At 43.3% G+C, this 25,341-nt stretch carries 25 protein-coding genes; 16 read left to right on the forward strand and 9 right to left on the reverse strand.

Annotated elements, in window-relative coordinates; genetic code table 11:
• The first annotated feature begins 9 nt into the window (after positions 1 to 9).
• The 11 genes from SNR28_RS07090 to SNR28_RS07140 all read left to right on the forward strand — a co-directional run bounded on the left by SNR28_RS07090 (position 10) and on the right by SNR28_RS07140 (position 11,956).
• On the forward strand, positions 10 to 1,326 hold the full coding sequence (locus SNR28_RS07090) for a ferric reductase-like transmembrane domain-containing protein (protein WP_375748511.1): 1,317 nt from the start codon (positions 10 to 12) through the stop codon (positions 1,324 to 1,326).
• Positions 1,327 to 1,476: 150 nt separating this feature from the next.
• Positions 1,477 to 1,821, forward strand: a complete 345-nt coding sequence (locus SNR28_RS07095; RefSeq protein WP_375748512.1) for an EF-hand domain-containing protein — start codon at positions 1,477 to 1,479, stop codon at positions 1,819 to 1,821.
• A 113-nt stretch (positions 1,822 to 1,934) separates the two neighbouring features.
• Positions 1,935 to 3,275, forward strand: coding sequence for an efflux RND transporter periplasmic adaptor subunit (locus SNR28_RS07100; RefSeq protein ID WP_375748513.1), 1,341 nt, complete (start codon positions 1,935 to 1,937; stop codon positions 3,273 to 3,275).
• Positions 3,272 to 6,400, forward strand: coding sequence for an efflux RND transporter permease subunit (locus SNR28_RS07105; RefSeq protein WP_375748514.1), 3,129 nt, complete (start codon positions 3,272 to 3,274; stop codon positions 6,398 to 6,400). The genes SNR28_RS07100 and SNR28_RS07105 overlap by 4 nt, the downstream gene beginning before the upstream one ends.
• 381 nt (positions 6,401 to 6,781) lie before the next feature.
• Complete coding sequence (locus SNR28_RS07110; protein ID WP_375748515.1) at positions 6,782 to 7,009, forward strand: ferrous iron transport protein A; 228 nt, start codon at positions 6,782 to 6,784, stop codon at positions 7,007 to 7,009.
• Positions 7,009 to 9,285, forward strand: coding sequence for a Fe(2+) transporter permease subunit FeoB (gene feoB / locus SNR28_RS07115; protein ID WP_375748516.1), 2,277 nt, complete (start codon positions 7,009 to 7,011; stop codon positions 9,283 to 9,285). The genes SNR28_RS07110 and feoB (SNR28_RS07115) overlap by 1 nt, the downstream gene beginning before the upstream one ends.
• Positions 9,282 to 9,515 (forward strand): FeoC-like transcriptional regulator, encoded by a 234-nt coding sequence (locus tag SNR28_RS07120; RefSeq protein WP_375748517.1) that lies wholly within the window; start codon positions 9,282 to 9,284, stop codon positions 9,513 to 9,515. Before feoB (SNR28_RS07115) ends, SNR28_RS07120 begins: the two co-directional genes overlap by 4 nt.
• A 155-nt stretch (positions 9,516 to 9,670) precedes the next feature.
• Entirely contained in the window at positions 9,671 to 10,582 is a 912-nt protein-coding gene (dmeF, locus tag SNR28_RS07125) for a CDF family Co(II)/Ni(II) efflux transporter DmeF (protein ID WP_375748518.1), read from the forward strand.
• A gap of 25 nt (positions 10,583 to 10,607) precedes the next feature.
• Positions 10,608 to 11,024, forward strand: a complete 417-nt coding sequence (locus SNR28_RS07130; protein WP_375748519.1) for a MarR family winged helix-turn-helix transcriptional regulator — start codon at positions 10,608 to 10,610, stop codon at positions 11,022 to 11,024.
• 165 nt (positions 11,025 to 11,189) lie between these two features.
• Positions 11,190 to 11,339 (forward strand): hypothetical protein, encoded by a 150-nt coding sequence (locus tag SNR28_RS07135; RefSeq protein ID WP_375748520.1) that lies wholly within the window; start codon positions 11,190 to 11,192, stop codon positions 11,337 to 11,339.
• 239 nt (positions 11,340 to 11,578) lie between these two features.
• Positions 11,579 to 11,956, forward strand: coding sequence for a hypothetical protein (locus tag SNR28_RS07140; RefSeq protein WP_375748521.1), 378 nt, complete (start codon positions 11,579 to 11,581; stop codon positions 11,954 to 11,956).
• Positions 11,957 to 12,039: 83 nt separating this feature from the next.
• Here SNR28_RS07140 and SNR28_RS07145 read toward each other — a convergent pair whose 3' ends face one another.
• From SNR28_RS07145 to SNR28_RS07165, 5 genes are all read right to left on the reverse strand, one after another.
• Positions 12,040 to 13,656: a DUF4857 domain-containing protein gene (locus SNR28_RS07145; protein WP_375748522.1), complete on the reverse strand. Its 1,617-nt coding sequence runs from the start codon at positions 13,654 to 13,656 to the stop codon at positions 12,040 to 12,042.
• Entirely contained in the window at positions 13,656 to 14,546 is an 891-nt protein-coding gene (locus SNR28_RS07150) for an ATP-binding cassette domain-containing protein (protein WP_375748523.1), read from the reverse strand. The genes SNR28_RS07145 and SNR28_RS07150 overlap by 1 nt, the downstream gene beginning before the upstream one ends.
• A 2-nt stretch (positions 14,547 to 14,548) precedes the next feature.
• Positions 14,549 to 14,860 (reverse strand): hypothetical protein, encoded by a 312-nt coding sequence (locus tag SNR28_RS07155; protein WP_375748524.1) that lies wholly within the window; start codon positions 14,858 to 14,860, stop codon positions 14,549 to 14,551.
• Positions 14,861 to 15,008: 148 nt separating this feature from the next.
• A complete protein-coding gene (locus tag SNR28_RS07160; RefSeq protein WP_375748525.1) occupies positions 15,009 to 15,794 on the reverse strand; it encodes a DUF4198 domain-containing protein in 786 nt (261 codons plus the stop codon).
• Between the two features lie 51 nt (positions 15,795 to 15,845).
• On the reverse strand, positions 15,846 to 16,157 hold the full coding sequence (locus SNR28_RS07165; protein ID WP_375748526.1) for a hypothetical protein: 312 nt from the start codon (positions 16,155 to 16,157) through the stop codon (positions 15,846 to 15,848).
• 255 nt (positions 16,158 to 16,412) lie between these two features.
• Between SNR28_RS07165 and SNR28_RS07170 the strand changes: the two genes are divergently transcribed.
• From SNR28_RS07170 to SNR28_RS07180, 3 genes are read left to right on the forward strand one after another with little or no spacing between them, the layout of a single operon-like run.
• Entirely contained in the window at positions 16,413 to 16,640 is a 228-nt protein-coding gene (locus SNR28_RS07170; protein ID WP_375748527.1) for a ferrous iron transport protein A, read from the forward strand.
• Between the two features lie 27 nt (positions 16,641 to 16,667).
• A complete protein-coding gene (gene feoB / locus SNR28_RS07175; RefSeq protein WP_375748528.1) occupies positions 16,668 to 19,169 on the forward strand; it encodes a ferrous iron transport protein B in 2,502 nt (833 codons plus the stop codon).
• 11 nt (positions 19,170 to 19,180) lie between these two features.
• Positions 19,181 to 19,339: a FeoB-associated Cys-rich membrane protein gene (locus tag SNR28_RS07180; protein ID WP_375748529.1), complete on the forward strand. Its 159-nt coding sequence runs from the start codon at positions 19,181 to 19,183 to the stop codon at positions 19,337 to 19,339.
• A gap of 75 nt (positions 19,340 to 19,414) precedes the next feature.
• Here the strand turns inward: SNR28_RS07180 and SNR28_RS07185 are convergent, their stop codons facing one another.
• Together SNR28_RS07185 and SNR28_RS07190 are read right to left on the reverse strand one after the other, a co-directional pair.
• Positions 19,415 to 20,485 (reverse strand): hypothetical protein, encoded by a 1,071-nt coding sequence (locus tag SNR28_RS07185; protein ID WP_375748530.1) that lies wholly within the window; start codon positions 20,483 to 20,485, stop codon positions 19,415 to 19,417.
• On the reverse strand, positions 20,478 to 21,434 hold the full coding sequence (locus tag SNR28_RS07190; RefSeq protein WP_375748531.1) for a LysR substrate-binding domain-containing protein: 957 nt from the start codon (positions 21,432 to 21,434) through the stop codon (positions 20,478 to 20,480). Before SNR28_RS07190 ends, SNR28_RS07185 begins: the two co-directional genes overlap by 8 nt.
• A 100-nt stretch (positions 21,435 to 21,534) precedes the next feature.
• Between SNR28_RS07190 and SNR28_RS07195 the strand changes: the two genes are divergently transcribed.
• Both SNR28_RS07195 and SNR28_RS07200 read left to right on the forward strand, forming a co-directional pair.
• Entirely contained in the window at positions 21,535 to 21,741 is a 207-nt protein-coding gene (locus SNR28_RS07195) for a DUF1127 domain-containing protein (RefSeq protein WP_375748532.1), read from the forward strand.
• A gap of 236 nt (positions 21,742 to 21,977) precedes the next feature.
• Positions 21,978 to 22,589, forward strand: a complete 612-nt coding sequence (locus SNR28_RS07200; protein ID WP_375748533.1) for a DsbA family protein — start codon at positions 21,978 to 21,980, stop codon at positions 22,587 to 22,589.
• Between the two features lie 16 nt (positions 22,590 to 22,605).
• On the opposite strand, the gene SNR28_RS07205 is transcribed toward SNR28_RS07200, so the two are convergent.
• Complete coding sequence (locus SNR28_RS07205) at positions 22,606 to 24,261, reverse strand: hypothetical protein (RefSeq protein WP_375748534.1); 1,656 nt, start codon at positions 24,259 to 24,261, stop codon at positions 22,606 to 22,608.
• 287 nt (positions 24,262 to 24,548) lie between these two features.
• Positions 24,549 to 25,325, reverse strand: a complete 777-nt coding sequence (locus tag SNR28_RS07210) for a hypothetical protein (RefSeq protein WP_375748535.1) — start codon at positions 25,323 to 25,325, stop codon at positions 24,549 to 24,551.
• Between the last annotated feature and the right edge of the window lie 16 nt (positions 25,326 to 25,341).

Genomic DNA, 25,341 nt, shown 5'->3' on the forward strand with positions numbered 1-25,341 from the left:
GCACATTTTATGTTTCGATTTACAGTACTACTAACCATTCTTTGGTTACCAAGCCTGCTAATGAGCTGGGAAAGCCTGGATAACTTTTTCGGCTGGCGTCATCAGTTAACCATGTACACCGGCTTTCTTGGCTTGGGTTATATGGGCCTTGCCGTCTTACTTGCAACTCGTTTTAGTTGGGTAGAAGAGAAAGTAAAAGGCTTGGATAAGGGCTATAAACTGCACAAGAATGTTGGAATCGGAGCGACAGTTGCTCTGTTCTTCCACTGGCTTACCGTTAAGAGCGGACACTGGTTGGTAGAAGGGGGATGGATAGCAAGGCCAAACCGCGGCCCTCGCCCTGAAATTCAAGGAATAAACTGGCATGCTATCGCCGAACAGGTAGGCGATATTTCCTTCAAGGTATTTCTTATCTTCGCCATCTTTAGCCTTGTACAAGCAATCAGTTACAAAAAGTTTAAATATACCCACAAGCTTGGTGGTGTACTGATGCTTGCCGGTGTTTTCCACACCGCATTCCTGTTGGATTGGAATATCGGAACCGTTCCAATGAACCTAGCCATTGCATCAATTTCAATTGTGGGTATCTGGTGCTCATGGTTATCACTATCAGGGCAAATCGGTAAAGTGAAAAAGGTAAAAGGTGAAGTAAGTTCAGTAAAACCGTTTACTGTTCAGTCTGGTACCAACATGGCCGTTCGTTTCTCAATTAAGCTAGAGTCTGGAATTAACTACAAGGAAGGCCAGTTTGCGTACCTAAACTTCCATGATGGTGAAGCACCCCATCCATTCTCAATTCTGAACTACAACTCTGAGAAGCGTACTGTTGAATTTGGTGTAAAAGATCTGGGTGACTACACAAAACAACTGGTGAATACGCTCAAAGCGGGACAACCTGTGACGGTAGAAGGTGGTTATGGACGCTTCCAGATGTCAGAGCTGAGCGAACAAGTGTGGGTTGGTGCAGGCATTGGAATCGTGCCGTTTATCTCTCGCTTGTACTGGCTAAAAAAACAAGCGGAAAAGCAGCAGTTGCCATTTAAGAAAATACACCTGTTCTATTGTGTAAACTCAGCGAAAGAAGCATTTTTCCACAATGAAATCGTTAGCCTGTTGCAAAAGCTCGACTTTATTGAACTACATCTTCTTGAAGCCGACAAAGGCCAGTTGCTTGACGGAAGTCAGGTAATGGAAAAAGTGAATGGAAAAGAATTCGACGTAAGTTTTTGCGGTCCAGAAGCGTTTGGTAAGTTGCTTAAAACTGAATTAGCAGCGGCTGGTATAGCAGACCACCGTTTCCACAGTGAGCTCTTTAAAATGAGATAACCAATAACAAATTGTTACTCCCACTTTAGCGTCTCTTTGAGGCGCTTTTTTTATGTCTAAAAACAACTTTACATTGCTTTACTCCCATTTACACTTACTTACAAACATTAGAATATACTAATAATAAAGAAGTCGGATGGGGACAAGGACATGAAAGCAAATAAAACACTTATCGCGTTAATCACAATTGCTATCGCATCAGGTGCAGTTGCCGGGAACATGAATAAAGGGCAAGGTCGTAGTGATAATTCTATGCAGCCACCAGCCTTTGCTCAGTTCGATCTGGATGGTGATATGTCCATCTCTCAGGAAGAGTTTGATGCCTTTCGGGAAAGCAGACAGCAATCAAGAGCTGCTGAAGGGATGAGAATGAAGAATGCCAACCGCACATCGATGTTTAATGAGCTAGACACAGATGGCGATGGATTTATTAGTGAAGAAGAGTTTCTCGCTAAGCGAAACCTGGGCAGAAACGGTAAAGGAAGGAAATTCTAATACGCCTAATAACTTAGTAAGACCTCTACCCTGAGGTCTTACTCATTACAGTAAAAAAATAATTTCATTAACGATACCAATCATTGTCTATTTAAACCGTTAAGGGACTAACAATGGCCAGATTCAGTTGGGTACAAAAGGTTCTATTTATTCCTCCCGTGTTAGTAGGTGCCCTACTCCTCGCACTTGCTCCGTCTATGAAAGCAGAACCACCAAAAGTTGAAAAAAAACCGGGGAAAAAGGTCGTCCGTGTTTTAAAAGTTTCACCAAGAAAAATACAACCAACAGCTATAGGGTATGGACATACTCAACCCGTACAAGAGTGGGAAGCCCAATCTGAACTGGATGGATCTGTAGTCTGGGTATCAGAACAGTTTCAAACAGGCGCGTTACTTGAAGCTGGAAGCGAAATTGCAAAACTGGATCCTTCAGCGTACCAACTCACGGTAGCCCGACTCGAAGCTGAATTGGAAGTATCACAGCTAACCAGCCAAACCATTCAGGCCTCTCTGAATATTGCTGAAAAAGAGTATCAGGTACAAAAAGCAGAGTATGACCGTTCAATCCGTTTGAGCAAAACTGGTCACATATCTCAGACAGAAAAAGATAAGGCAACAAGAGAACTGCTTAGCAGCCAACAGCAGCTGCAAACTCAGAAAAACAATCTCGCGATTAATAAAGCTCAACAGCAAGTAATAAAAACAGAGTTGGATCTGGCCAAGCGCGATCTTGAGCAGACCGTTATCGTAGCGCCTTATCCGATAAGAATCACAGAGAAATATATCGACCTCGCGGAGTATGTAAACAAGAGCGAGTTGATGTTTAAAGCTGACGGAATCGAAGCAGTAGAAATTAACGCTCAGTTTCCTCTAGGCAAGATGCGCCCACTCAGACGAGCGACCAACCTGAGTACCATGGATAACAAGGTTCACGAGAACCTTAGTGCAACAATAGAACTTCAGGCAGGTGATCGAATAATCGCATGGGACGCGATTGTGAGTCGCTCCGGTGGACAGGTTGATGCGCAAACTCAAAGCCAAAGTATCGTTGTTCAGATCCCAGAACCATATAAACAAGCCGTTCCAGGCAAGAAACCACCATTAATCCGTGACACTTTTGTCAAAGTCACACTCAAAGCACCAGTTATGAAGAAACAGATCCTTGTGCCTGTGACCGCTATTCATGATGGCAAAGCTTATGTCTTAAGTGAGGGAAAACTGAATATAAGACCGGTTAGCATCGATTTTGTGCAAGGTCAGGTTGCTGTGATCAAATCAGGATTGGAGAAAGATGACATCGTCATACTAAGCAAGCTTTCCCCAGCTGTCGAAGGGATGTCTTTAAAGCCACAACCGGATAAAAAAATTAATAAGTGGTTAGACAAAGAAACAGGGTTTAAAGCTGGTAAACCGGGAACCAAACAAAAGCCAGAAAGTAGCGAGGCCAAATCATGATCGCTTATTTCGCACGACATGCCACGGGTGCAAATGTGCTGATGATAGCCGTGCTATTACTCGGTGCGTTCGCTCTGCCCGCATTACAAAAAGATACTTTTCCGATCACTCCAACAAAAGACATAGAAGTTCGTATTAACTATCCGGGAGCAACACCCAAAGAGGTGGTAGAAGAGGTTTGCTATCCGTTAGAAGAGGCGCTAGACAAACTAACCGGGATAAAAGAGCTGAGTTGTGATGCCCGAGAAAATAGTGCTATCGCAACCGCAGAAATCAATAACGGAGAAGACATTGATATCCTGACGACAGATATCCAACAGCAAGTGAGCTCTATCAGCGATTTCCCAGAGAGAGTCGACCAAATCACTGTGTCCAAACTAGACCGAGTTGCCAGTGTTGCCAGCGTTGCGATAACGGGTGACATGTCCGATAGAGACCTCTTTCTATATGCTGAACAAATTAAGCAACGCTTAAAGTCAAACCCAATGATCGCGCAGGTCACGGTTAGCGGGTTCTCTGATCAGGAAATCGAAATAAAGGTTTCTCAGTGGAAATTAAAACAGTATGGGTTAAGTATTACCGACCTCTCTGATTTAGTTCAGCAGCAGAGCATAAGCACACCTGCCGGCGTTTTTGCCAATGATTTGGAAGAGATCAGTGTTCGCTTCGATCAGTTAGGCAGTAATGTTGCTGAGTTTGAAAACATCATCGTTAAATCAAATACGACAGGTACTCAACTGCGCCTCGAAGACATTGCGCAGGTAAGACAACAGTTCGTTTCAGAAGAAGATCGTATCTTGTTCAACAACCAACGTGCCGCGCTGTTACAAATCTCTAAAACTTACTCTCAAGATACATTAAAGGTAAAAGATACGGTCGCCAGACTTATCGAAAAGGAACAAGCAAATGCGCCAGAAGGCGTCAGGTTAACCATCACTCAGGACTCAAGCACCAATATCAAAGAAAGGTTGAGGATACTCACCAGTAATGGTGTACAAGGTCTTGCTCTTGCTTTCCTGATGCTTTGGGCATTTTTTAATCTGCGTTTTAGTTTTTGGGTTGCAATGGGACTTCCAGTCTCTTTCCTTGGTGCAGTGTTTACGATGCACCTGCTGGGTTACACCCTAAACATGATGACAATGGTTGGTCTGATCGTTGCAATCGGCCTTTTGATGGATGACTCTTTAATCATCGCTGAAAACATCGCAGCCAAACGACAAGCAGGGATGCCTGCAATTCAAGCTGCTATCGTCGGAACAAAACAAGTGTTTCCAGGAGTGATAGCCTCATTTGCAACTACGTTAATGGTCATAGGACCACTCATGTTCCTCAGTGGGAAGATGGGCGAAGTGCTACGTTATATTCCAATCGTTCTGCTCATCACTCTGTTAGTGAGCCTTATCGAAGCATTTTTGATTCTTCCGGCTCACCTGGCGCATAGCCACCCTGAATCCAGTTCTAACTCGGTCAGAAATGAGTTTATCGGCTCATTTGAAAAGATAAGAGATAGCTTTTTTGTGCCACTCACGACTAAAGCAATGGCAGCGTCTTACCTGACCATTGGTTTTCTGATGATGATTGTGATGCTTTCAACGGCAACCTTTTCAGCAGGTATGCTTAAGTTTAAAGCGATGCCATCGTTAGAAAGTGACGTACTGCAAGCCAGAATTCTTCTGCCTCAGGGAAGCTTGCTTGAACAAACTGAAACAGTAGTCATGAAGGTTTCTGATGCGCTAGATCAAATCAATCGCGAATATGCAGAAAAATACCCTCAATCAGACCCACTCATCAAAAACAAAACCATCATGTACAACACTAATATCGATGCGAATGAATCTGGCCCTCATATGGCAACGATAAGCGCGGATTTATTGCCGGCACAGATTCGACAGCAAAGTATAAAATCACTGGTACAGAGCTGGAAAGCAAAAACGGGCCCTACCGCAGACGTTGTGTCTCTTAAATTTACCGATAAAGAGCGCGGAATTGCAGGAAATGGTATCGATATACGCATTCAGGGAAGCTCACTGGCAGAACTCAATAAAGTCAGTCGCTCTTTGATTAAATGGCTGAAGGGATTTGATGGTGTGTTTAACCTTTCTTCCGATCTACGTTATGGGCGAACTGAGATTCACGTTTCTCTGAAAGATGAAGCGGGTGTTATGGGTGTTAATGCGACTCAATTGTCACGCACACTAAGAAGTGCGGTCAAAGGCAGTACAGATTTAACCATCTTTCAGGACGGTGAAACGGTCGATATTGCAGTACGACTGGATGAGTTTACTCATCAGGCTAGTTTATATGAGCTCAAAGATCTGATGGTGACCGCATCCAACGGGACTTTGGTTCCGCTCTCTGCTATTGCAAACTTTAAGGAGCAGCAAACATTTTCACGGATTAATCGTATCAATGGGGTAAACACGGTTACTGTGCAAGGGAATATCAATACTCGTATAGCCAATGCTCGTGAAATCATGCAACAGTTTCATAAAGAGTTTGTCCCTCAGATACAGGGAAAATTTCCGAATGTCTCATTTGTATCCCAAGGACAAGACAAAGAGAGTTCCGACACAGGTTCCTCTCTACTGACTTTCTTTGCACTAGGCGTTGTAGGTATCTATTTGATTCTCACTTTCCTGTTCCAGAGCTTTACTCAACCGTTAGCTGTATTGCTGGCCATCCCGATGGGCTGGATTGGTGTTATTTGGGGACATATGGGAATGGGTTTAGATTTAACTATCCCAAGCTTGGTTGGTTTCGCGACTCTTGCGGGTATTGTCGTGAACGATAACATCCTCCTAGTTAACTTCATAAAAGAGAATATTGCGAAAGGTGTCAGCTTAATGGATGCATGCAAAGAAGCAGTACATGACCGCTTCCGCGCCATTTTTATTACATCACTGACCACATTCGCAGGGCTATTACCGTTACTGACAGAAACCAGTACACAAGCGCAGTTCTTGGTTCCACTCATTGCCAGTATCGCGTTTGGATTGATTTCGGCGACATTGCTGGCATCCATTGTCGTGCCTTGCGTGTTCCTTATCTTAGACGATCTTAAACTAACCAATCTGTCCCAAAAAGTAATACACGAACAAGCAGGGCTAACGGCCCTTGCCGAGTAAACCTAAGAGTCGAGCTGGTTTACCGGCTCGGCTTCAATTTGAGCTCTTGGACCAGGTCCTGATCCATTACAACAACCTGCTAAAAAAAGAACAATGATGATTAAGATCCACTTTTTCATTTTTATCTCCAACCCTTACTTACGCAGTACAATTAGAGTGTAGAACCCAATCTATACGAAGGGTGTACTGTAAACACGAGAAACATTGATTTAGAACAAATGTTGCGATGAAATCATTAACGCAAATGATAGCGATTCCAATTTATTTCCCGTATAGTCCTTACAAATAGTAAGCTTTATGAGTTGGTAGGTATTTTAGATATTCCATATCCACCTTCATAAATGTAAATAAATATCATTTTTATTAGCGTTACGAGCCCACATGAAACTAAATAACCTTAAAGATGGGGACACCGCTACCATTGCTTCATTTTCTACCCTACCCGGCCAAATTAAAAAGAAATTGATGGTAATGGGCGTACTACCCCAAACCGAAATTCGATTGATCCGAAGAGCCCCAATGGGCGACCCTCTGCAAGTTGAGGTTCGCGGTGTGTCACTAGCAATTAGTAATAAAATTGCTTCACAAGTAGATGTAGAGGTGAAGTAATGAGCTCTCAATTCCAAGTTCTGACCGTTGGTAACCCAAACAGTGGTAAAACCACCCTTTTTAATGCACTAACCGGTGCGAAACAACATGTTGGCAACTGGGCCGGCGTTACCATAGAAAAGAAAACCGGACAGTTTAATCTGGGCAACAATCACTTTGATCTGACAGACTTACCCGGCATCTACTCTTTGGAAAGTGTCGATGGGGATAGCATTGACGAGTCCATTGCCGCTAAAGCCGTTCTGTCTCACCCAGCCGATATTATTGTCAACGTTGTTGATGCGAGCAGTTTAGAACGCAGCCTTTATACGACTCTCCAGCTAAGAGAGTTGGGCCGACCGATGATCGTTGTCCTAAACAAAATGGACAAACTTAAGCGTGAACGTCAGGTTCTGGATATTCCGGCACTAGAAAAACAAATAGGCTGCCCTGTTGTCGCTCTTTCAGCAACAAATAGCAAGGAAGTTGAGGCATTTAAAAACCAGCTTAATGAATACCTTGAAGGTAGCGAGGAGCAATCAGCGCTTACTCTTGCCTATGGTGAGCAGATCGAAAAAGCGCTCACTGCACTGCAGTCTTCTTGGAACAATGATTCTCTTACCGCCCGTGCATTAACGCTCAGAGCATTGGAGCGAGATGCTCTCGTACTAGAGTCATTATCTGATAGCGACAATGATGCTTTAAATAATGCGATTGCTAACATTGATCTCGACATAGACTTACAGATTGCCGATGTTCGCTATACGCACATTCACAACATCCTCAAGCAAGTCCGTAAAACCGAAGGGAAGTTAAGCCGCAGTATTACGGAAAAAGTCGACAAACTGGTACTGAACAAATGGGTTGGAATGCCAATGTTCCTGGTCATCATGTACCTGATGTTTATGTTCTCAATTAACATCGGTGGCGCGTTCATCGACTTCTTCGATATTGCTGCTGGTGCGCTTCTTGTTGATGGTGGTCACTTCCTCTTTGACGATCATTTACCAGTATGGCTAACCACATTGATTGCAGATGGTGTTGGTGGTGGTATCCAGACTGTCGCGACCTTTATCCCTGTTATCGCAGCCCTTTATCTGTTCCTTTCTGTACTGGAAAGTTCAGGCTATCTGGCTCGTGCTGCTTTTGTACTCGACAAAGCAATGCAGAAAATCGGTATCCCAGGCAAAGCTTTTGTTCCTTTGGTGCTTGGTTTCGGCTGTAACGTACCATCAATTATGGCGACACGTACCCTTGATCAAGAACGTGAGCGTAAACTAGCTGCATCTATGGCTCCATTTATGTCCTGTGGTGCACGACTACCAGTATACGTATTGTTCGCAGCTGCATTTTTCCCTGAAAGCGGTCAGAATGTTGTATTCGCACTATACCTGCTAGGTATTGTTGCTGCCGTTGCAACAGGCTTACTACTTCGCAAAACTTTGTACCCAGGCACCAGTGAAGCTCTGGTTATGGAAATGCCAGACTACGAAATCCCTACAGTACAAAACGTTCTACTTAAGACGTGGCAAAAGCTAAAGCGTTTCGTAATGGGCGCAGGTCGCACGATCGTTATTGTTGTGACTATTCTGAGCTTCTTTAACTCTATGGGTACTGACGGTTCATTTGGTAACGAAGACAGTGAAAACTCTGTACTTTCTCGTGCTGCGCAAGTTGTGACTCCAGTATTCGAACCTATTGGTATCGAGAAAGATAACTGGCCTGCAACTGTAGGGATCATTACTGGTATTTTCGCTAAAGAAGCCGTTGTCGGTACGCTAAACAGCTTGTACTCATCCGCGAGTGAAGAAGAGGCAGCTGAGTACGATTTAGCTGGCAGCCTTGAAGAAGCGGTAATGACTATTCCGGAAAACCTGCTTGGTCTGGATTACTCTGATCCTCTGGGTATCAGTGTTGGTGATTTGACTGACGCTGCAGGCGTAGCGGAAGATCAGGAAGTAGACAGCACTATTTTTGGTAACCTGAAGGCTAACTTTGTTTCCGCTCACGCAGCGTTTGCATACCTGATTTTCATCTTGCTTTACACTCCTTGTGTTGCTGCCATGGGTGCGTACGTGAAAGAGTTCGGCCGTTCATACGCAGGCTTTATCGGTGGATACACCATGCTACTTGCATATACTGGTGCTGCTTTCTACCACAACCTTATGCATTTCGGCATTCACCCTGTAACCAGCACTGTATGGGTAGCTGTGGTGATTGGAACCTGGGTAGGAACCTATGCTTTGCTAAAAAAGCAAGGTAAGAGAACATCACCTGTTCAGGCTTTGGCACAGTGATTGTTTCTCAGCTTAAGGAATATATAGAAGAACATGGCAGCGCATCTCGCTCTGCCATGGCAAAGCACTTTTCGCTCAGTGAAGACGGAGTGGAAGCCATGCTTGAGATATGGGCCAAAAAAGGCAAAATTTCCAAAGCAGTCGATACAGACAAGCAGGGAAACATTACCGAAATTCGTTATCGGATTATAGACTCTCTGACAATTCCAACTGATACGCGTTTTCGCTAAAACAGCACTAACGCTCCGCTTTAAAAAGATAGCTCAGGAAACTGGGCTATCTTTTTTTATTCTCACAGATTATTACTTTTCACATTGACTTAGTTTGACATTCAAACTAAATTGCAAATCAAATAATTTGAAAATCAAAATAGTTTGGATTACACATGCAATTTACAGCGGAACACCATCACCACTTTGTCTCCCACAACCAAAAGGGAGAGAAGCGAACTTTTTACGTCCTATTGCTCACTCTGGTTACCATGATCGTTGAGATAACCGCTGGTACACTATTTGGTTCCATGGCTTTACTAGCTGATGGCTGGCATATGGGAACCCATGCAGCCGCATTTTGTATCACGCTATTTGCTTATCGGTATGCCAAAAAACACGCGGGAGATGACCGATTCTCTTTTGGTACCGGTAAAGTGAGTGTCTTAGGTGGCTACACCAGTGCTATCGCTCTTGGCATAGTTGCGCTGTTAATGATCGTCGAGTCTGTCCATCGGTTGTTTGACCCTCAGGCGATTCAGTTTAATGAATCCATCATGGTGGCCTTTATTGGCCTGACGGTTAACGTTGCCAGCATGTTCCTGCTTCAAGATCACCATCATCACGACCACGGTCACTCACATGGACATGATCACCACCACCATCATCACGATCACAACCTTAGAGCCGCGTACTTGCATGTACTTGCCGATGCATTGACGTCTGTTTTGGCAATCGTCGCGTTGCTGTTTGGTAAGTTTTATGGTTGGAACTGGCTTGATCCGATTATGGGTATTGTTGGCGCGCTGGTCATCGGCAAGTGGACACTTGGATTGGTTCTTCAAACCAGCCCAGTGCTTCTGGATGAAAGTATTGAAAGCGGATATCGCCAGAAAATATCAGATAAACTGGCCCCTTATGCTGAAGTAAAAGATCTCCATATCTGGAAAATCAGCGGACATCACCACTCTGCTGCGATCGCCATCGAATCACATTGCGAAAAAACTGTAGAAGAGTACAAACAAATCCTATCTGAGTTTGATAAGATTCATCACTTGACTCTTGAAGTCCATTATCTTGATAAATAACTCGGATAAACAACGAAGCTAACGTATGCAGAAATTAGAAAAACTCAATCAGGCGCTGATTGAGTTTTATGACAAAATGTCCTCTTGGGAGCAGTCAGTTGTCAGAGAAACAGGCTACTCTCTGGCTCAGATCCACACGATTGAAGTGCTTGGTATTCATGGCCCTCTCAGAATGAAAGAGCTGGCTCAGAAGCTAGGAATCACGACTGGTACATTAACAGTTCAAATTGAGAAGCTGGTTAAAGCAGATGTGATTGAACGATGCGCACACCCGAATGACCGCAGAGCCATCGTTGTTAAACTTACCGAAGAAGGCCAAAGTATCCACCAGACTCACAACCAGTTGCATCTTGAGTTGGTTGAGGACCTTACACAGAGTTTTGAGCCTGAACAGGAAAAGCTACTACTAAGTTGTCTTGAAAAGATGAATCAGGAGTTTTAGCTTTTTCTTATCTCCTTAGTTTCAAACACACTGAGACCTGGCAAATCGGAAGCTAGTGTAAGGTGTTGCTTAACAGTCTATAAGGTACAAAGCACCTAATCCTCGTTGTTTCCCTTAGATATATTGTCCTTGCTGTTTTTATATTCTATTAAACAGGAGGGAAATATGAATGTAACTGCACCATCTCCGGCTCCCGCTCAGCCACAACAGGTAGCCAGAACACCAGCGCCACCACAACCTGCACCTCAGCCAGCCGCTCCGGCACCATCTCATGGTGGCGGATGCAGTGGTGGAGGGATTTCAATCTACGTATAACAGCTATATCAGAAGCTTAGTTCCACCCGGAAACCTAAACTCCGGGTGATTTATGGAATAAGCCCCACTCTTTCTGATTTTAAACTTCTACGGCAAAACTAAATCACTTTGAATTGTTCTACCTGTTGCTTCAGTTTAACTAAACCATTTCTAAACCAGCTCACCAATTACCCATGCTAATGTCAGGGTTATTTTATGTTCAATTAGTAAATAACTAGCAATGCAATGGTGGTAATTAAATGAAACTAACAAAAATAATAGTGTGCTTAGCTCTTGGAATTTGTGCATCTTTCGGGGTATCCGCTGCAGGAGATAGTGGGGGTAAGGTACCTAAGATCCTTAGCCTGACCGCTGAAGACTACAAACCGGATGGCTGTATGGCGTGCCACAAAGTAAAACAAATTAAAGGTGAAACGGTAGACCATCGTTTAATTACCAAGCCAGATATGCAGGCAGTAGAGGAACACAGGGAAGATCCTGAGTTCGCTAATATTCAGACCATACCGGGTGATGAGGAGCAAGGCTGTGTCAGTTGTCACGGCGATTTTGCTGATTTAATGCACCAGAAACACTTTGATAACCCTACGCCAGAAAAGATTGACGCCTTGTGCAAGTAACAACTGAACTGTTAAGCAGAATTAATGCCTCCGGAAATGGAGGCATTGTTACATTTTCCTGGATGCAAAATCACAGCATCATTCTAACGAAATTCCGCGCTATCCAGCCTGTTGTAGTCTTTATCAAACCTAACCGCACTGTAGCTCTCACCATCGTCAAATCTCATTACGTAATAGAGAGGATCGGACAGGAACTGGAATGTCATTGTTTTGTGGTCGAAGCCATCTAGCTCCAAGGGGATAAACTGATAGTCAGGATACGAGATAAGATAAACCTTGCTCTTGTCTGTAACCGCATATCCGTAGAACTTCTTATGACGGTTTTCTGAAACCTGAATGTAATCGATGTTACCTACTTCGTCAGGTATATTAACCGGATTCAGATGAACCAGGTCATCAGCACGATTTAGGTTAAAGATCTTGCCCACGTCATCTTTGATGAAGTACCCCCAGTCAAACGGCTTCATATTTGTCGTTTTCCCCCAAACTTCACGAATAGGAAAATTGACATTCTCCTTAGCAGCCAGTTGGTTTACTTCTTCTGTTAAATCTACATTAGGTGCTGCCGTCTCTGCTGCATAGACTTCAAACCTATCAGATTTTAGAGCAAAAGCATTTTCAGGAAAGCGAATAGAACCCTTGTGGCTGATAGGGTTGAAGAACGGATAGAGCGCTACTTCTGGCTTGTTTAGTCTTGTTGGATCGTATTGAAGGCTCATACGCGACTTACGTATTTGATTCTTATTGTAAGTCACACCATCGATAGTAACTGGCAACTTCCCTTGAATATCCAAGTTTTTCCAGTAAACAAATGGCAGTGATTCTTCAAAATCGTCTTTCTTTAGTTGTTCCGTAAGCGTTCCATAGAAGAAGGTATGATTGGCTCCGTTTTCCTGATATACAAAGTCGTTCAATACAGAAGAGTAGAAAACATAGTACTTTGTATGCTCCACCGCGTATTCGTTATGCAAACGTACGCCTGAGTTACCAGCCAGTAAAATTGCCACGAGCGGTATACTCACCAAAAAGCCCTTGTTTTCAATTCTACGTGTCTTTACGCTGAGGAAGCTATCTTTTACCGGGAACGTCAACCAGATCAAAACCAACAACCAGGCGGCATCAGCCAACATGTACTGTTCTTTTAGCATGACAAAGGTGGCTAGTGCAGCAACGATAAACTTGGTGGTTTTACGTCGCCAGTTACTTTCGATGATCACAGCAGCAAGACCAAGGTAGATAGCTATTGCTGGTAGTTGACCAAAGAGAATATCTCTTATTGCTACCTGAACAATATCACTCGGATAGTATCGACTGAATGCCAAAGTCACCAATAGACTAAGAGTTGCGTTTACCAGCAAAATCAGCAAGATTCCAGCCGACAAGTGCCTGAAAACTAAGCTGTTCAGAGAAACAGGCAAGTGAGTCAGGATACGAAGCTTTCTCCCTATTATCTCAGGAACAAACTGACACGCAGCAACAACGCCACCAACTAAAACAAAGTAATAAAGTAACCAGCTGTATGGCTTATCACCCAAATGCGAAAAGCGGTACCACATCATGGATTCAGGTTCGATATTGGCGTATTGACCAGCCAGATCAAACCAGAAGTAGTAACCAAGCACTATAGCCGCAGCAGCAAGAGCAAAAGCGTAACGCTTCAGCTTAAACCACTCTTTTTGATAGATTGGATTTATATTCATTAGTACTTACCTACATACCCTAAGAAACGCTCTTCAAATGTCATAGGCACTTCCACAAGAGAAGCGCCTGTGTCACTTTCCACTTCACTTCGACCACTAAATGAGTAAATCATTGGTTTCTCACGATGAACCTCTTTTCTGTGAATCAAAGGTGAATCGGGTATTTTCGTTATTTCATCAGATGTATAACAACGGAACATCTCATTGAAATGGCTCATACTGCTCTGAAAAACCGTCGTGCTTCGATCAACGATTGCGATCTGATCAACCAGGCTTTCCAAGTCACTCATTACATGGGTAGTGATAAGCACCGTCTTGTTAGTTCCATTCAGATAATCCCCCAAATAGTCGACAAACAGTCGGCGATAACCGGCATCAAGGCCCATCGAGTAATCATCCAGAATAAGTAGGTCCGCATCCTGAGCTAACAATAGCCCAAGAATTACCTGGGATTTTTGACCAAACGAAAGGGAGGATAATGGCTGGTGCATGCTGACATCCATCAGATCGATCAGCTCTATGAAGTAACGTTTTTGCCACTTAGGATAGAAAGACGAAAAGAACTTCTCTACCTGCTCGATACTCATGGTGTCGTAACTGATGAACCCTTCGTACAACAGTGCGATACGAGCTCGGGTTTCTGGTGAAAGGTAGTTCGCTGGTTCTCCAAAAATCAGGCATTCACCTTTTTGGGGCTTTAGGTACCCCATTAGCAGGTTAATTAACGTCGATTTACCTACGCCATTTTTCCCTAATAAACCAAAAATTGTTCTAGGCTCAATTTCTAAATTAAGCCCCTCGTAAATCTTCTTTTGGCCATAGCTGTGATGCAAGTTAGAGATGGATATGACGGTATCTCGCTTCTTACCGGTACTAGCGACTGCGTTCATTTTTACTCCGCAATATCTCTGCCATCTATATGTACTACATGCCCCTCACCACCATTGAGAACAACGGTAAACTTGCCAGCAGGTTTTTCGAAATAGACTTCACCAAACTCATCAAGTTTGGTTTGCATAATCACTGCGCTATTTTGTTCGATACGGAACTCAACACCTTCCGCACTCGCACCATCACTGAATCCACCTTCGCAGTTGATGTAACCATTACCTTCGTCATAACAAGCCATAAGTGCGGTGTGCGAAAATGCACTGAGAGAAACACAGCTAGTTACAAGCAATGTCAGGAGTTTCTTATTAAACACTTCTCTTTCTCCATTGAGTTATCGCAAGCAAACTATATTCAGAAAGCCTCTAGATATCTCTGAAAGCCGCCTGAATATAAATACGAACAAAGCTGGCACTTAGCCAGCTTTGAAAGTACCTAGATATCAAATCTAAATAGGCTATGCCTTATAAATCTTGTGCTTCGATCCATAAAACAGCGTCTTGAGAAAGCTCTTTGCCTTTGAACTCTGTATCTGGACCAGAGCCTAGGCAAGCAAAGCCCCATTTGCCCGCTTTAGGAATACCAAAAGTGAACATACCCTTGTCATCAGTTATCGCTACAATCGCAGATGCTGGTGGCTCACGGTGCGTGTCTTTCCCAAATGAATTGGCTTTAGTGTCGATATCTGTGTTTAGGAACTCGATCTCACACTCAACACCTGAAGCCGGCTTACCTTCAGAAAGAAGTTGACCAGTGAACGTGCTGCCAGCAAGAACCTGGTATGGCTTGTTCTTAGGAACAATTTCAGTCTTAAGACCTAGAGGCGCATCCCAACCCGTTGGGAGACCGCCTTTATTGATGTAACGCTTAGTAATCTGCTGAATGTAGATGTCTTCGCCACCTTCATAGTAAGGTGCCGGAACCATAGCAAAAATGTAATCACCATTACGCTTAGCTTTGTACTCTAGCTGGTAAGCATCTGCTTTATTATCGTGACCAGTCCAAGAGATTTTCTTAAGGTCTTTAAGAAGGTCTGTTTTCTTCTCTTTAAACATTACGAAGAACTCTTCTGGTTGACCCATGTCCATCACGTGGCCATTGTCCATTGGGTGACCGAATACCAGTTTCATATCAAGAGTGGTTGGCTTTTCAAGCTGTGATGTTGGGGTGTACATCAACTGGAAGTGAGCCTGAGATGCTGCAGAAAGAGTAAGTGCTGCAACGCCAGCTGCTAATGCAATCTTTTTCATTATTAACTTTCCCTAAAGAATATTGGATTTAATTGTTATTAAAACGATTTGTTACTCGACGATGTCTTTGCCATCAACTTCAATTGAGTGGCCCGGCCCCGCGTTAAACTGAACCTTGTAATCACCCGATGGTTTCTGGAACTCGAACTCACCATCTTCATTTATTTCACTCTTAATTAGCTCTTGCCCTGCACCATTCAGAACAAGTATTTCGACACCTGAAGCGGAAGAACCATCCGAGAATCCGCCTTCACACAGAATGGTGTTGTCACCGAAGTCGTAACAGGAGAAAAGAGGAGTGTGCGCAAGCGCTAACCCAGGCAGACAAGCTGTAATAAGTACAGAAAGTGTCAGTTTCTTCATTATTGTTCCTTAATTAACTGTATGTTTTGTAACGTGGATATGGAGAACACCTCGTCGACGAGCCCATTCGCTCTCCATCCAAATTTTCAACAATCTTAAAAGCCTGAATGCATTTATTAAAGTGATAATAAATATCATTCGCATAAATATTGATCGAAATCAATCTATTGATAATTATTATCATTCGTATATATCACTAGCTGTCTCGAGTTATTACAATCGGAATTAACTGCCATCAAACGAATAGTTACGAACATGAAAAAGCCCTTAACCGAACTAAAGCCTGGCAACCGAGGTGTGATAAATAGCCACCATTCTCAGGGCGCCATTCGCCAGCGTTTATTGGATCTCGGTCTGATGCCCGAAGTTGAAATAGAAGTCGTACGCTACGCCCCTATGGGTGATCCGGTTGAAGTGCGGGTGGGCATGACCAATGTGGTTATCAGAGCAACTGAAGCAGAAACTGTAATGATTGATGCATAAGCGCTGCAGTAGATTAGGAAAAGAATAATGCAAAGAAAAAAAATCCTGCTGGCGGGTCAGCAAAACGCCGGTAAGTCTACAATATTCAACATGTTAACGGGTGCTCGTCAACACGTAGCAAACTACCCTGGTGTAACCGTAGATAAAAAAACCGGTTATTTCTCAAACTCGAATGGCTCTTATCAACTTATCGACCTTCCGGGAACATACAGCCTCACCAGCTTTTCTCTCGAAGAACGCGTCGCACGAAAAGCATTGAGAGAAGAAAAAGCAGATGTCGTGCTTAATATCATGGATGCCGCGAATATCAGCCGTTCTTTGCACTTGACGCTTCAAATGCTTGAGCTTGAACTACCCCTCGCGATTGTATTAAACATGATGGATGTGGCTAAGAAAGAAGGCATCACGATCAATTCCGCGAAGCTTGCGGAAGCGCTGAATGTCCCTGTTACAGAATGTATCGGACGTCTTGGTCAAGGTGTGAATCAAATTGCTCAGGTAATCGCTGACGTTAAAGCCAGTCAGTTTACCGTGCCCTATCCTGAGCTAGAAGAGAGCATCTCCGAGATATCTTCTATGCTTGATGATAAAGAAATCAATCAATTGCCAGCTAAGCGCTGGTTGGCTTTAAGGTTGTTAGAGAACGATGAAGAAGCGACGCTTTGGTTAAAAGCAAACGCACCAGAGGATACTCAACGAGAAATTAGTTCGGTAGTCTCAGCAAAGCAAAAACAAGTTGTAGAGCACCTAAACACACAAGTTAATGACTACATCGTAGCTCAACGTCAGCGAACCGTTTCCAGCCTGCTTTCAAGCTGCGTTGTGTTTGAGCAAAAAGCTTCTGGCAAGAAGACCTTTTCTCAAAAGCTAGATTCCCTAGTACTGAACCGATTTGGCGCTCCACTATTCCTAATCGCGACCGTTTTTGTCATTTATCAATGTGCCATTGTTTATGGGTATGAGCTTACCAACTACTGGTGGCCTTATCTGGCTTCATTTAGGGAGATAGTCGCAAGCTTGTTACCTGAAGCTGGATTCCTACACGATCCGTATGTTCGTTCTCTCGGGCTGTGGATTGTCGACTCAGCTAACACTCTACTGAACTATATTCCAATCTTTCTGATTCTGTTTGCGCTAATCGCTATTCTGGAAGATTCAGGTTATATGGCTCGTATCGCATTTATCTCTGATAGGCTACTTAGCCAGTTTGGTCTGCACGGCCAAAGCACCTTGCCTATGATTCTTGCTGGTGTATTTGCTGGAGGATGTGCCGTACCAGGTGTTATGGCGACAAAAGGCATACCGGACAACAGGGCAAGACTTGCGACTATATTGACGGTTCCATACATGAACTGCCTGGCAAAAGTACCCCTATATACGCTGCTATTGGGGATTTTCTTTGTGAAAGACAAACCCCTGATGACGTTTTACATTTCGACAATCAGTATCATTGCGGCACTGTTGGTTGCAAAACTGCTAACAAAAACTGTTCTTCGTAAAACGGAAACCGCACCATTTGTGATGGAACTTCCACGTTACAACCTTCCAACTGTTCGAAGTGTTGTCACTCGCTCTCTGGAACGCACCTGGATGTACATCCGTAAAGTGGGGACCATTGTACTAGCCGTTTCTACCGTTATTTTTGTGCTTCTGCAATTCCCAGGTGTGCCTGAGAACGAACAAATGGCGTTTCAGATACAAGCTGAACAGGCTGTGGTGAAGTTCGAAAAATCAATTAAGAAAACCGATTACTCGGGTAAGTTTGATGAGAACTCATTGCCTGCCCTAGTTAACTTCTATACTGACTACAAACGAGCGAAACTAAATGCAAAAGGTGCTGAAGCGTCAAAAGCAGTAAACGAGACGTTTAAAGCACGTAATGCTGAATTCTATTCAGTTGTGGTTCCAACCAAAGGTGATAAAGGTGCGAAAACAACCAATCGTGCTTTGAGAAAACTCACATCTGCTCGTAAAAAGATTCGTCGCGAAATGAAAGAGATGCGTCTCGAAGCGTCGATGCTTGGCCAGTTCGGACGCTCACTTGAACCAGTGACTCAATACGCTGGCTTCGACTGGAAGATCAACGTTGCTCTGTTCTCATCTTTTGCGGCTCGTGAAAGTAGCGTTGCAACTCTTGGCGTGCTGTTCCAGCAAGATGAAGAGAGTAATCAGAAGCTTGAACAGCGCATGGGAGAGTCTGATGAGTTCTCAGCTCATGGTGAGATTGCAGCGGTTGCGTTAATCCTATTCTTTATTCTGTATCCACCATGTCTTGCCACGGTAATGATGATTAAAGTACAAACCGGAGAGTATAAGTGGATGCTACTATCTATCTTCTTGCCAACACTCATTGGGTTTACCGTTGCTACCATTGTTTATTCGATTGGTACCAACTTTAACCTGACAGGTATTCAACTGATGTCAATCGCCTACTTCAGTGGTTTAACACTACTTGTTTTCTTGGGTTTTAAAGATTGGCTAAAGAGAAAAATGATGCCCGACGAAATTCCCATTAAAGTTGTCCGCTAGGAGATACAAACATGTATGAACAAACCTTTGGCATTGTCGATATCGCTGTCACTGCCATCATCGTAGGTGGAGCAGGTTTTTATCTCTACCGTAAGATTTTCAAGAAGAAAAGTGTTTGTGGCGGTGGGTGCGACTCTTGCGCAAGCGCACCCAAGAAAAACCGTAGTTAACACCACCTAAACGCAGAACGAGGTCAGGTTAGTCACCTGACCTCGCTCATTTTGTATGACATCAGATTAAACCATTTACCATTCGATCTCTTCTATCAACTTAAATCTCGCCTCTCCAATTTCGGTATTCAGGGATATGTTCACTAACCCAAAGCGATTCCCCCACCAGTCGCACCCTTCAAGGCACATATGAGCGGATATAGAATTGTCTTCGTTGATCTGAAAAAGTTCTGGTGGATGAAAACCTTTAGAGCTTGGAAGCGAACCATAAACAAGATGCCAATCTTTAGAAGATTTTTCTCTCATTAATAGCACCGAAAAAGAGTCATACATTGGCTTATTGTAAACAATGGTCATCGCATCAATAAAACTATTGGTGAACTGACGAATTTCATAGGGTAAACCACCAATACTTTGTAGATCTGTCAGCGTTTTTTGCAGTTGCTCGTCACCTACAACTGTCGTTGATTGATTGTGAATCTCTCCATCAAAAAACGACTCTTCAAAATTGTCGATAGTTATCTTTTCTGTCACCTTCAACTGTTCAGTAACAGACTGCTCTAGCACTGCTATTTCTTCAATCCGATCAAGATCGCAACGACAAGGTATAAAATCGGAGCCATCAGTGGAATATGTTTTCTGTGATGGCCCACACTGGATAAAGTTCGCCCCATTTACATCTATGCTCTCTTCTTCATCCAGATAAGCCCCACCACCATAAAGATCCACGATAACTTCATCAAAGGTACCATCTAAACGGTTATATCGATTAGCGATTAAAGAAGCCTCCAGGGTGGCAGACCCACCCCACTGAGAGACTAAAATAGCGAGCTCTGATTTTTGCGTAAGGCAAACACCCGCAAACTCGATACTTTGTCCAGACGAAGCAGCAACTCCATTTATCAATAAGCTTTCGCGCGAGAACTCTTCATGCTCGTAACAACAACTTTCCTCAACCTTAACGGCTTCTGCACGACTACCATCCGTTAACTCGGTTTCGATGGCGTACACTTTTTCACTTATCTGATTTACGCTCACACTAGTGACAGTGTCACCTTTATACTGAGATGATTGAGACCAAATCAGAACAACAATTAAAACTAAAATGGCGACTGAGAGGAACCATATGCGTTTGCTTTTACTCATTTAACTTAATCACTCCATTTGATTCCGTTCTCAGGTTTAAAAGATCGATGCCTTGCTCGCCTCTTTGTTGAAACTTCAACACTTCTGCTTTCAGCCATTGAACAAATATCTGTATCTTATCTCTTCGAAAATAGCCCGACGGAGCACAGATAAAATAACTGTATTCAGATTTTGCGGCTTTGCTTCCTATTCTCACAAGTTTGCCTTCTTGCAAGTAGCGATAAGCCAAGCTGTGTTTTACCAATGCGACACCTTGTGCTGCCAACGCACCTTCCATAACAAACTGAGATCCGTCGTACTTTATTGATGCACACGGCTTAGTGTGCCTGAGCTTTTCAAACCATAGTGACCATGTCATATCCGGCCAGACATCTTCGATTAAATCCGCTCGGATAAGATCCTCTGTTTCATACAAACCATGATCTTCCTGATAACTCGGATGACAAACCGGATAGAGCACCTCATCCATCAGCTTGATGGTTTCTAGCCCTGAGTAATTCCCCCGACCATATCGAACACATATATCGATGAGGCCATTCTGGAAATTCACGAGCTCATTCTTTGGGTCTACCAGTAAAGACAAATCTGGATTGTTCTCTCGAAAACTTTTCAGCCTCGGAATAAGCCAATGCTGAGCAAAAGTGGGATGAGTGGATATGGCAAGTCGACCTGGTTCGGGGTCCTGGTTCAGCTTTCTCACGCCATCCTGGAGCTCAAAAAAACCTCTTTTGGCTGACTGAAAAAGTAGCTCCCCTTCAGCAGTGAGTTTTACCTTACGGTGCTGTCGTTCAAATAGCTCGCAATCGAGCCACTCTTCTAACTGGCGAATTTGTTGGCTAATAGCAGCAGCCGTTACGAATAGCTGCTCTGCAGCATCCTTAAAGCTCCCTTTCTCAGCCGCAATATAAAAATAATACATCCCCTGTAGTGGAGGCAGACGATCTTTCACTTAAGTCTTCCTTAACTCAATATCAAATTCTATCGTTTGATGGCTTCCTGCATCTGATTAATTATTAATCACGAAAAGGGAAATAAGCAAGGGGAATATTATGACTGACTTTACTCTAGAGCAACTCGATACTGTGATACAGAAACCTCTTAACTTGCATAAGAAAATCTTAGCAAAAATAAAATGCTGGCACCGAAACAGAATGACCAGACAGCACCTTAAAATGCTACCGGATCATTTATTGGATGATATTGGCTTGGACAGAACATCCGCAAAACACGAAGCGAATAAGCCTTTTTGGAAATAAGTTTCTGAAAGCAAAAAAAGCCTCCGAATCGGAGGCAACACAACATATATGAGGCTAGGCCTGCTTCTTAGTATTTTTATTAGGTACTTCAGAACCTTGAAGTACCTGCATACAAAATACCAGTGCTTCACTATCATTTGAAATCAAATAAACTCATCTAAGATATAACAATAATTCATAGTGATTTTCAGACTGTTTTGGCTCATAGTGGATGAAAACAAAACAAGGAAGTACCTATGTCAACAAACAAGAAACTCTACTATGTTTACGATCCTATGTGTGCCTGGTGCTGGGGATATAAGCCAACCTGGAACAAGATTGAGCAGTCTGTCTCTGACAAAGTAGAGGTTATCTATGTGCTCGGTGGATTGGCACCGGATTCTGATGTTCCAATGCCGCTGGAAATGCGTCAGGCTATAGAATCTTACTGGCACAAGATTCACGAGTTTCTGGGTACTCAGTTTAATCATGATTTTTGGACGTTAAATACACCAAGGCGCTCCACCTACCCTGCCTGCCGCGCAACCCTTGCTGCTCGTTATCAAGGAAATGAAAAGGAGATGTATTTCGCCATCCAACGTGCTTACTATCTCAATGCTTTAAACCCTAGTGACATTGACACGTTAATCCAGTTAGCAGAAGAGTTGAACTTGGATAAAGAGAAGTTTAAAAATGACTTCTTGTCTGAACAGACACACAGCGAACTGCTTAATGAAATCTCTTTTGCCCGCTCAATTGGGGGAAATAGTTTTCCATCGCTGTTTGTTGAAGTTGATGGACGAATCACAGAACTTCCTATTAATTACCAGGATCCAGAGGAAACTATCTCTCAGATTGAAAGTATCTAGTAATTTCTAGCTAACGTTAATTCCGTTTGTTCGATACTAACTTTCCAAACAAGCGAGTTGACCAGCGTTGTTTCGGCTTCGCCACTGGTTTCTTCGTTGTTGGTCGAGACTTTATTGATGGGATGGTGCCTTTATAGGCACTTACATTAGATAACGCCTTACCAATACGCATGATTCGCCTTTTGCTGTTGGCGATATATTGCTTAGCATCTGCATTGTTTTCAGAATAGCGTCTTAACGCATACAGGCTACGGTTAACCAGTTCATCGGAGTAGCGGAATTGGTTGCACACCATACTGACAACCAAATATTGGTGCTCATCATTAACACTATTACTCAGCGCACTCTCTGCCTCAACCAGTTCATGATAGCGATCCATCGTCAGACTGTAAGTAATGGTATCGGTAGTGATATTCTCATTTTGTTGAATGCGATTGTGACTACGATAAGCAAAGTTGTACTCCCCTGCTAACGATAAATACATAAGCTCTACAATTTGCAGCTCATCAAACAGATAGCCATGTGGGCCATTTGTGCGTCTTGCGAGGTCAAAAGAGAGCATCGCTTTGGCTGGTTTTCTGCTTAACTGCATTCCAATCGCATCGATGAGATAACCATAAACATACGCTTGTTGGCGTAAGTTAGCAGGCAGCCTTTTAGTATATCGAACCAAGAGCGGTGTCAGAGAGCGGCTAATACGGGTGAATCGCTTTGGATAGTCGATAACGGCTTCATACAGCACACCAAAGAACTCGATAAGCTGCTGCTCGTCCTGATTCATATTTTGCAGATATGTGGAAATAAAGCTTTCCAGCGGCTTTGTTCTGCCCTGTTTAACCAGTGCCATCACCGACTTCTTAAACAGAACCGTATCATCACTGCGGGTAATCTGAGATCGAACCAAAGCCTCGGTTGCCAACATCTCTTTACCCATGCTCATATAGGTTTCGTAAAGTACAGTATTCGCCTGAAAGTGGAATACGCCGATATCCACCAGCGAATTAAGAAGCACTTCAGAGCGTTCGGCTTGTAAGTCTACTAGTAGTTTTGCGAGCGTAAGTTTGTTGCGGCTAGAGAGAAACCGATCAGGTTGTCGTCGGGCGATAGCCCCAAATGCCGCCAATTTATTAACGAATCGCAACTGATCCAGAAGAAAGTTAAGTTTTACCGTATCGTTAATCTGATGAAGCTCTTCCCGGCAATGGTAAGTTAATGCATCAAGGTCTTTATAGAGCTTTGCGACCTCTTGGGTTCGCATTTGCAAAGTGGCACTTTTTGATACGGCATCGCCAACCAGTTTATTGGTGAGAGGAGAAGTGAAGAAAATGTCTGCCCCGCTTTCTCTCGCCTTTAGAATCTCTACTCTGTCAGTCACAATATGGCGAATATCCAAAATAAATACCGGTCGGTTTCCATAACTGGCCTGAACATGCTGTTGTTCGATGTACTGAGTAATCCTCTCAATAAAGTTAGTCTGATACTCAATAATCGTTATATCCGCGGCATTTCGGCTAATAATACCGTCTCTAACCGCTCTGGCATTGATGCTTTCGGTATCAATACCAGAAGATCGCAAACACTCCCGTATAAGGTTTCGCTTCCCTCTGTCATCGACAAACAGATTCACCGTTATATGGGGAAAAAGATTTGCTGTCCTGGATAGTGACTTCATATCGATTATTAGCTGGCCTACTGACGGTTCTAATTGTTACAAGCAGCAGAGAGACTAATCGTTTCATACTAAATTTGAAATAGTTAACTCAAAATAATATTGATTACTGAGTGTTTTATCTATTTCTTTAGCCCCAAGCCACACATTGAGTACATACAACACTTTGTTTTTTGATTAAACAAATGATAGTTGTTAGATGGGGCTGAGGCTTTGATTTTTTTAGAAGAAATAGAAATTATTTTCTATTTCTTCACCTTTACGTTTCTTGGACATGTTACCTGGGCATGTTACTTAGGCATAGTTTCGTATTCGATTATGAAGGCGTAGGCACGTCCAGGTAGTCTGTCACGTCCATAAGTACCTACATCATCCATATAATCTCCCCATGTTGGTACGGGTAAGTTCATTTCGCCGAAGCCCATAACTCGTTGTCCGTTACCTGAGTCATTAGGCTGATCATTTGGACGCGGATCTTTGTCCACGACACCGTCATCAAGGTTTACTGCCCAGTTGCTGTACTCCCATTTTTCACCGCTTAGCCAACTCCATCCACCTGCAGGTTCTTTTGAACCTTCTGGTTGATATCCGCCCAGGAAAGGACCAATTGAGATCTCATGATGGTTGTGTCGGCTCTTACCTTCAACGTATGGAGGGAAAGACCAGAAGTATTTCTTGTCGTTAACTAAATCGAAAACAAATGCGTTCTCTTCCGCAGATGTTATTGATGCAAGGTAGCCACCAGCATCTTGGGCAAGATACGCTGCCTGAAACCAGTTCAAATTGCCATCAGGCAGATGTACAACCTGATAATAATGGATATCACCATTACTGTTCATGAATGTCTTAATAGGTAACTTATTGTAGTTAAAGCCAGCGGGCGCATCATTCCAGCCAAAGAATTGATAGCTTTCAGAGACTGAGAAAGTAACACCATTGATAACAACATCTTGTGTACCGAAGTCCATGTTTCCAGGACCAGGAGGCGGCATATCCGCTTGTGTACATCCCACCATCAAAGCAGCACCCAAAGTTGCGAATACAATATGTCGTTTTGTTCTGTTCATTGTAACCATCCCATCT

This window comes from Vibrio iocasae, from assembly GCF_042245395.1.
GTDB lineage: Bacteria > Pseudomonadota > Gammaproteobacteria > Enterobacterales > Vibrionaceae > Vibrio > Vibrio iocasae.

Excerpts from the sequence above, each read along its gene's own strand:
- feoB (WP_375748528.1), top strand. The coding sequence starts at position 16,668 with ATGCAAAGAAAAAAAATCCTGCTGGCGGGTCAGCAAAACGCCGGTAAG.
- SNR28_RS07090 (WP_375748511.1), top strand. The coding sequence starts at position 10 with ATGTTTCGATTTACAGTACTACTAACCATTCTTTGGTTACCAAGCCTG.
- SNR28_RS07165 (WP_375748526.1), bottom strand. The coding sequence starts at position 16,157 with ATGAAGAAACTGACACTTTCTGTACTTATTACAGCTTGTCTGCCTGGG.
- SNR28_RS07130 (WP_375748519.1), top strand. The coding sequence starts at position 10,608 with ATGCAGAAATTAGAAAAACTCAATCAGGCGCTGATTGAGTTTTATGAC.
- SNR28_RS07205 (WP_375748534.1), bottom strand. The coding sequence starts at position 24,261 with ATGAAGTCACTATCCAGGACAGCAAATCTTTTTCCCCATATAACGGTG.
- SNR28_RS07150 (WP_375748523.1), bottom strand. The coding sequence starts at position 14,546 with ATGAACGCAGTCGCTAGTACCGGTAAGAAGCGAGATACCGTCATATCC.
- SNR28_RS07210 (WP_375748535.1), bottom strand. The coding sequence starts at position 25,325 with ATGAACAGAACAAAACGACATATTGTATTCGCAACTTTGGGTGCTGCT.
- SNR28_RS07180 (WP_375748529.1), top strand. The coding sequence starts at position 19,181 with ATGTATGAACAAACCTTTGGCATTGTCGATATCGCTGTCACTGCCATC.
- SNR28_RS07140 (WP_375748521.1), top strand. The coding sequence starts at position 11,579 with ATGAAACTAACAAAAATAATAGTGTGCTTAGCTCTTGGAATTTGTGCA.
- SNR28_RS07160 (WP_375748525.1), bottom strand. The coding sequence starts at position 15,794 with ATGAAAAAGATTGCATTAGCAGCTGGCGTTGCAGCACTTACTCTTTCT.
- SNR28_RS07135 (WP_375748520.1), top strand. The coding sequence starts at position 11,190 with ATGAATGTAACTGCACCATCTCCGGCTCCCGCTCAGCCACAACAGGTA.
- SNR28_RS07100 (WP_375748513.1), top strand. The coding sequence starts at position 1,935 with ATGGCCAGATTCAGTTGGGTACAAAAGGTTCTATTTATTCCTCCCGTG.
- dmeF (WP_375748518.1), top strand. The coding sequence starts at position 9,671 with ATGCAATTTACAGCGGAACACCATCACCACTTTGTCTCCCACAACCAA.
- SNR28_RS07170 (WP_375748527.1), top strand. The coding sequence starts at position 16,413 with ATGAAAAAGCCCTTAACCGAACTAAAGCCTGGCAACCGAGGTGTGATA.
- SNR28_RS07195 (WP_375748532.1), top strand. The coding sequence starts at position 21,535 with ATGACTGACTTTACTCTAGAGCAACTCGATACTGTGATACAGAAACCT.
- SNR28_RS07145 (WP_375748522.1), bottom strand. The coding sequence starts at position 13,656 with ATGAATATAAATCCAATCTATCAAAAAGAGTGGTTTAAGCTGAAGCGT.
- SNR28_RS07095 (WP_375748512.1), top strand. The coding sequence starts at position 1,477 with ATGAAAGCAAATAAAACACTTATCGCGTTAATCACAATTGCTATCGCA.
- feoB (WP_375748516.1), top strand. The coding sequence starts at position 7,009 with ATGAGCTCTCAATTCCAAGTTCTGACCGTTGGTAACCCAAACAGTGGT.
- SNR28_RS07185 (WP_375748530.1), bottom strand. The coding sequence starts at position 20,485 with ATGAGTAAAAGCAAACGCATATGGTTCCTCTCAGTCGCCATTTTAGTT.
- SNR28_RS07110 (WP_375748515.1), top strand. The coding sequence starts at position 6,782 with ATGAAACTAAATAACCTTAAAGATGGGGACACCGCTACCATTGCTTCA.
- SNR28_RS07105 (WP_375748514.1), top strand. The coding sequence starts at position 3,272 with ATGATCGCTTATTTCGCACGACATGCCACGGGTGCAAATGTGCTGATG.
- SNR28_RS07200 (WP_375748533.1), top strand. The coding sequence starts at position 21,978 with ATGTCAACAAACAAGAAACTCTACTATGTTTACGATCCTATGTGTGCC.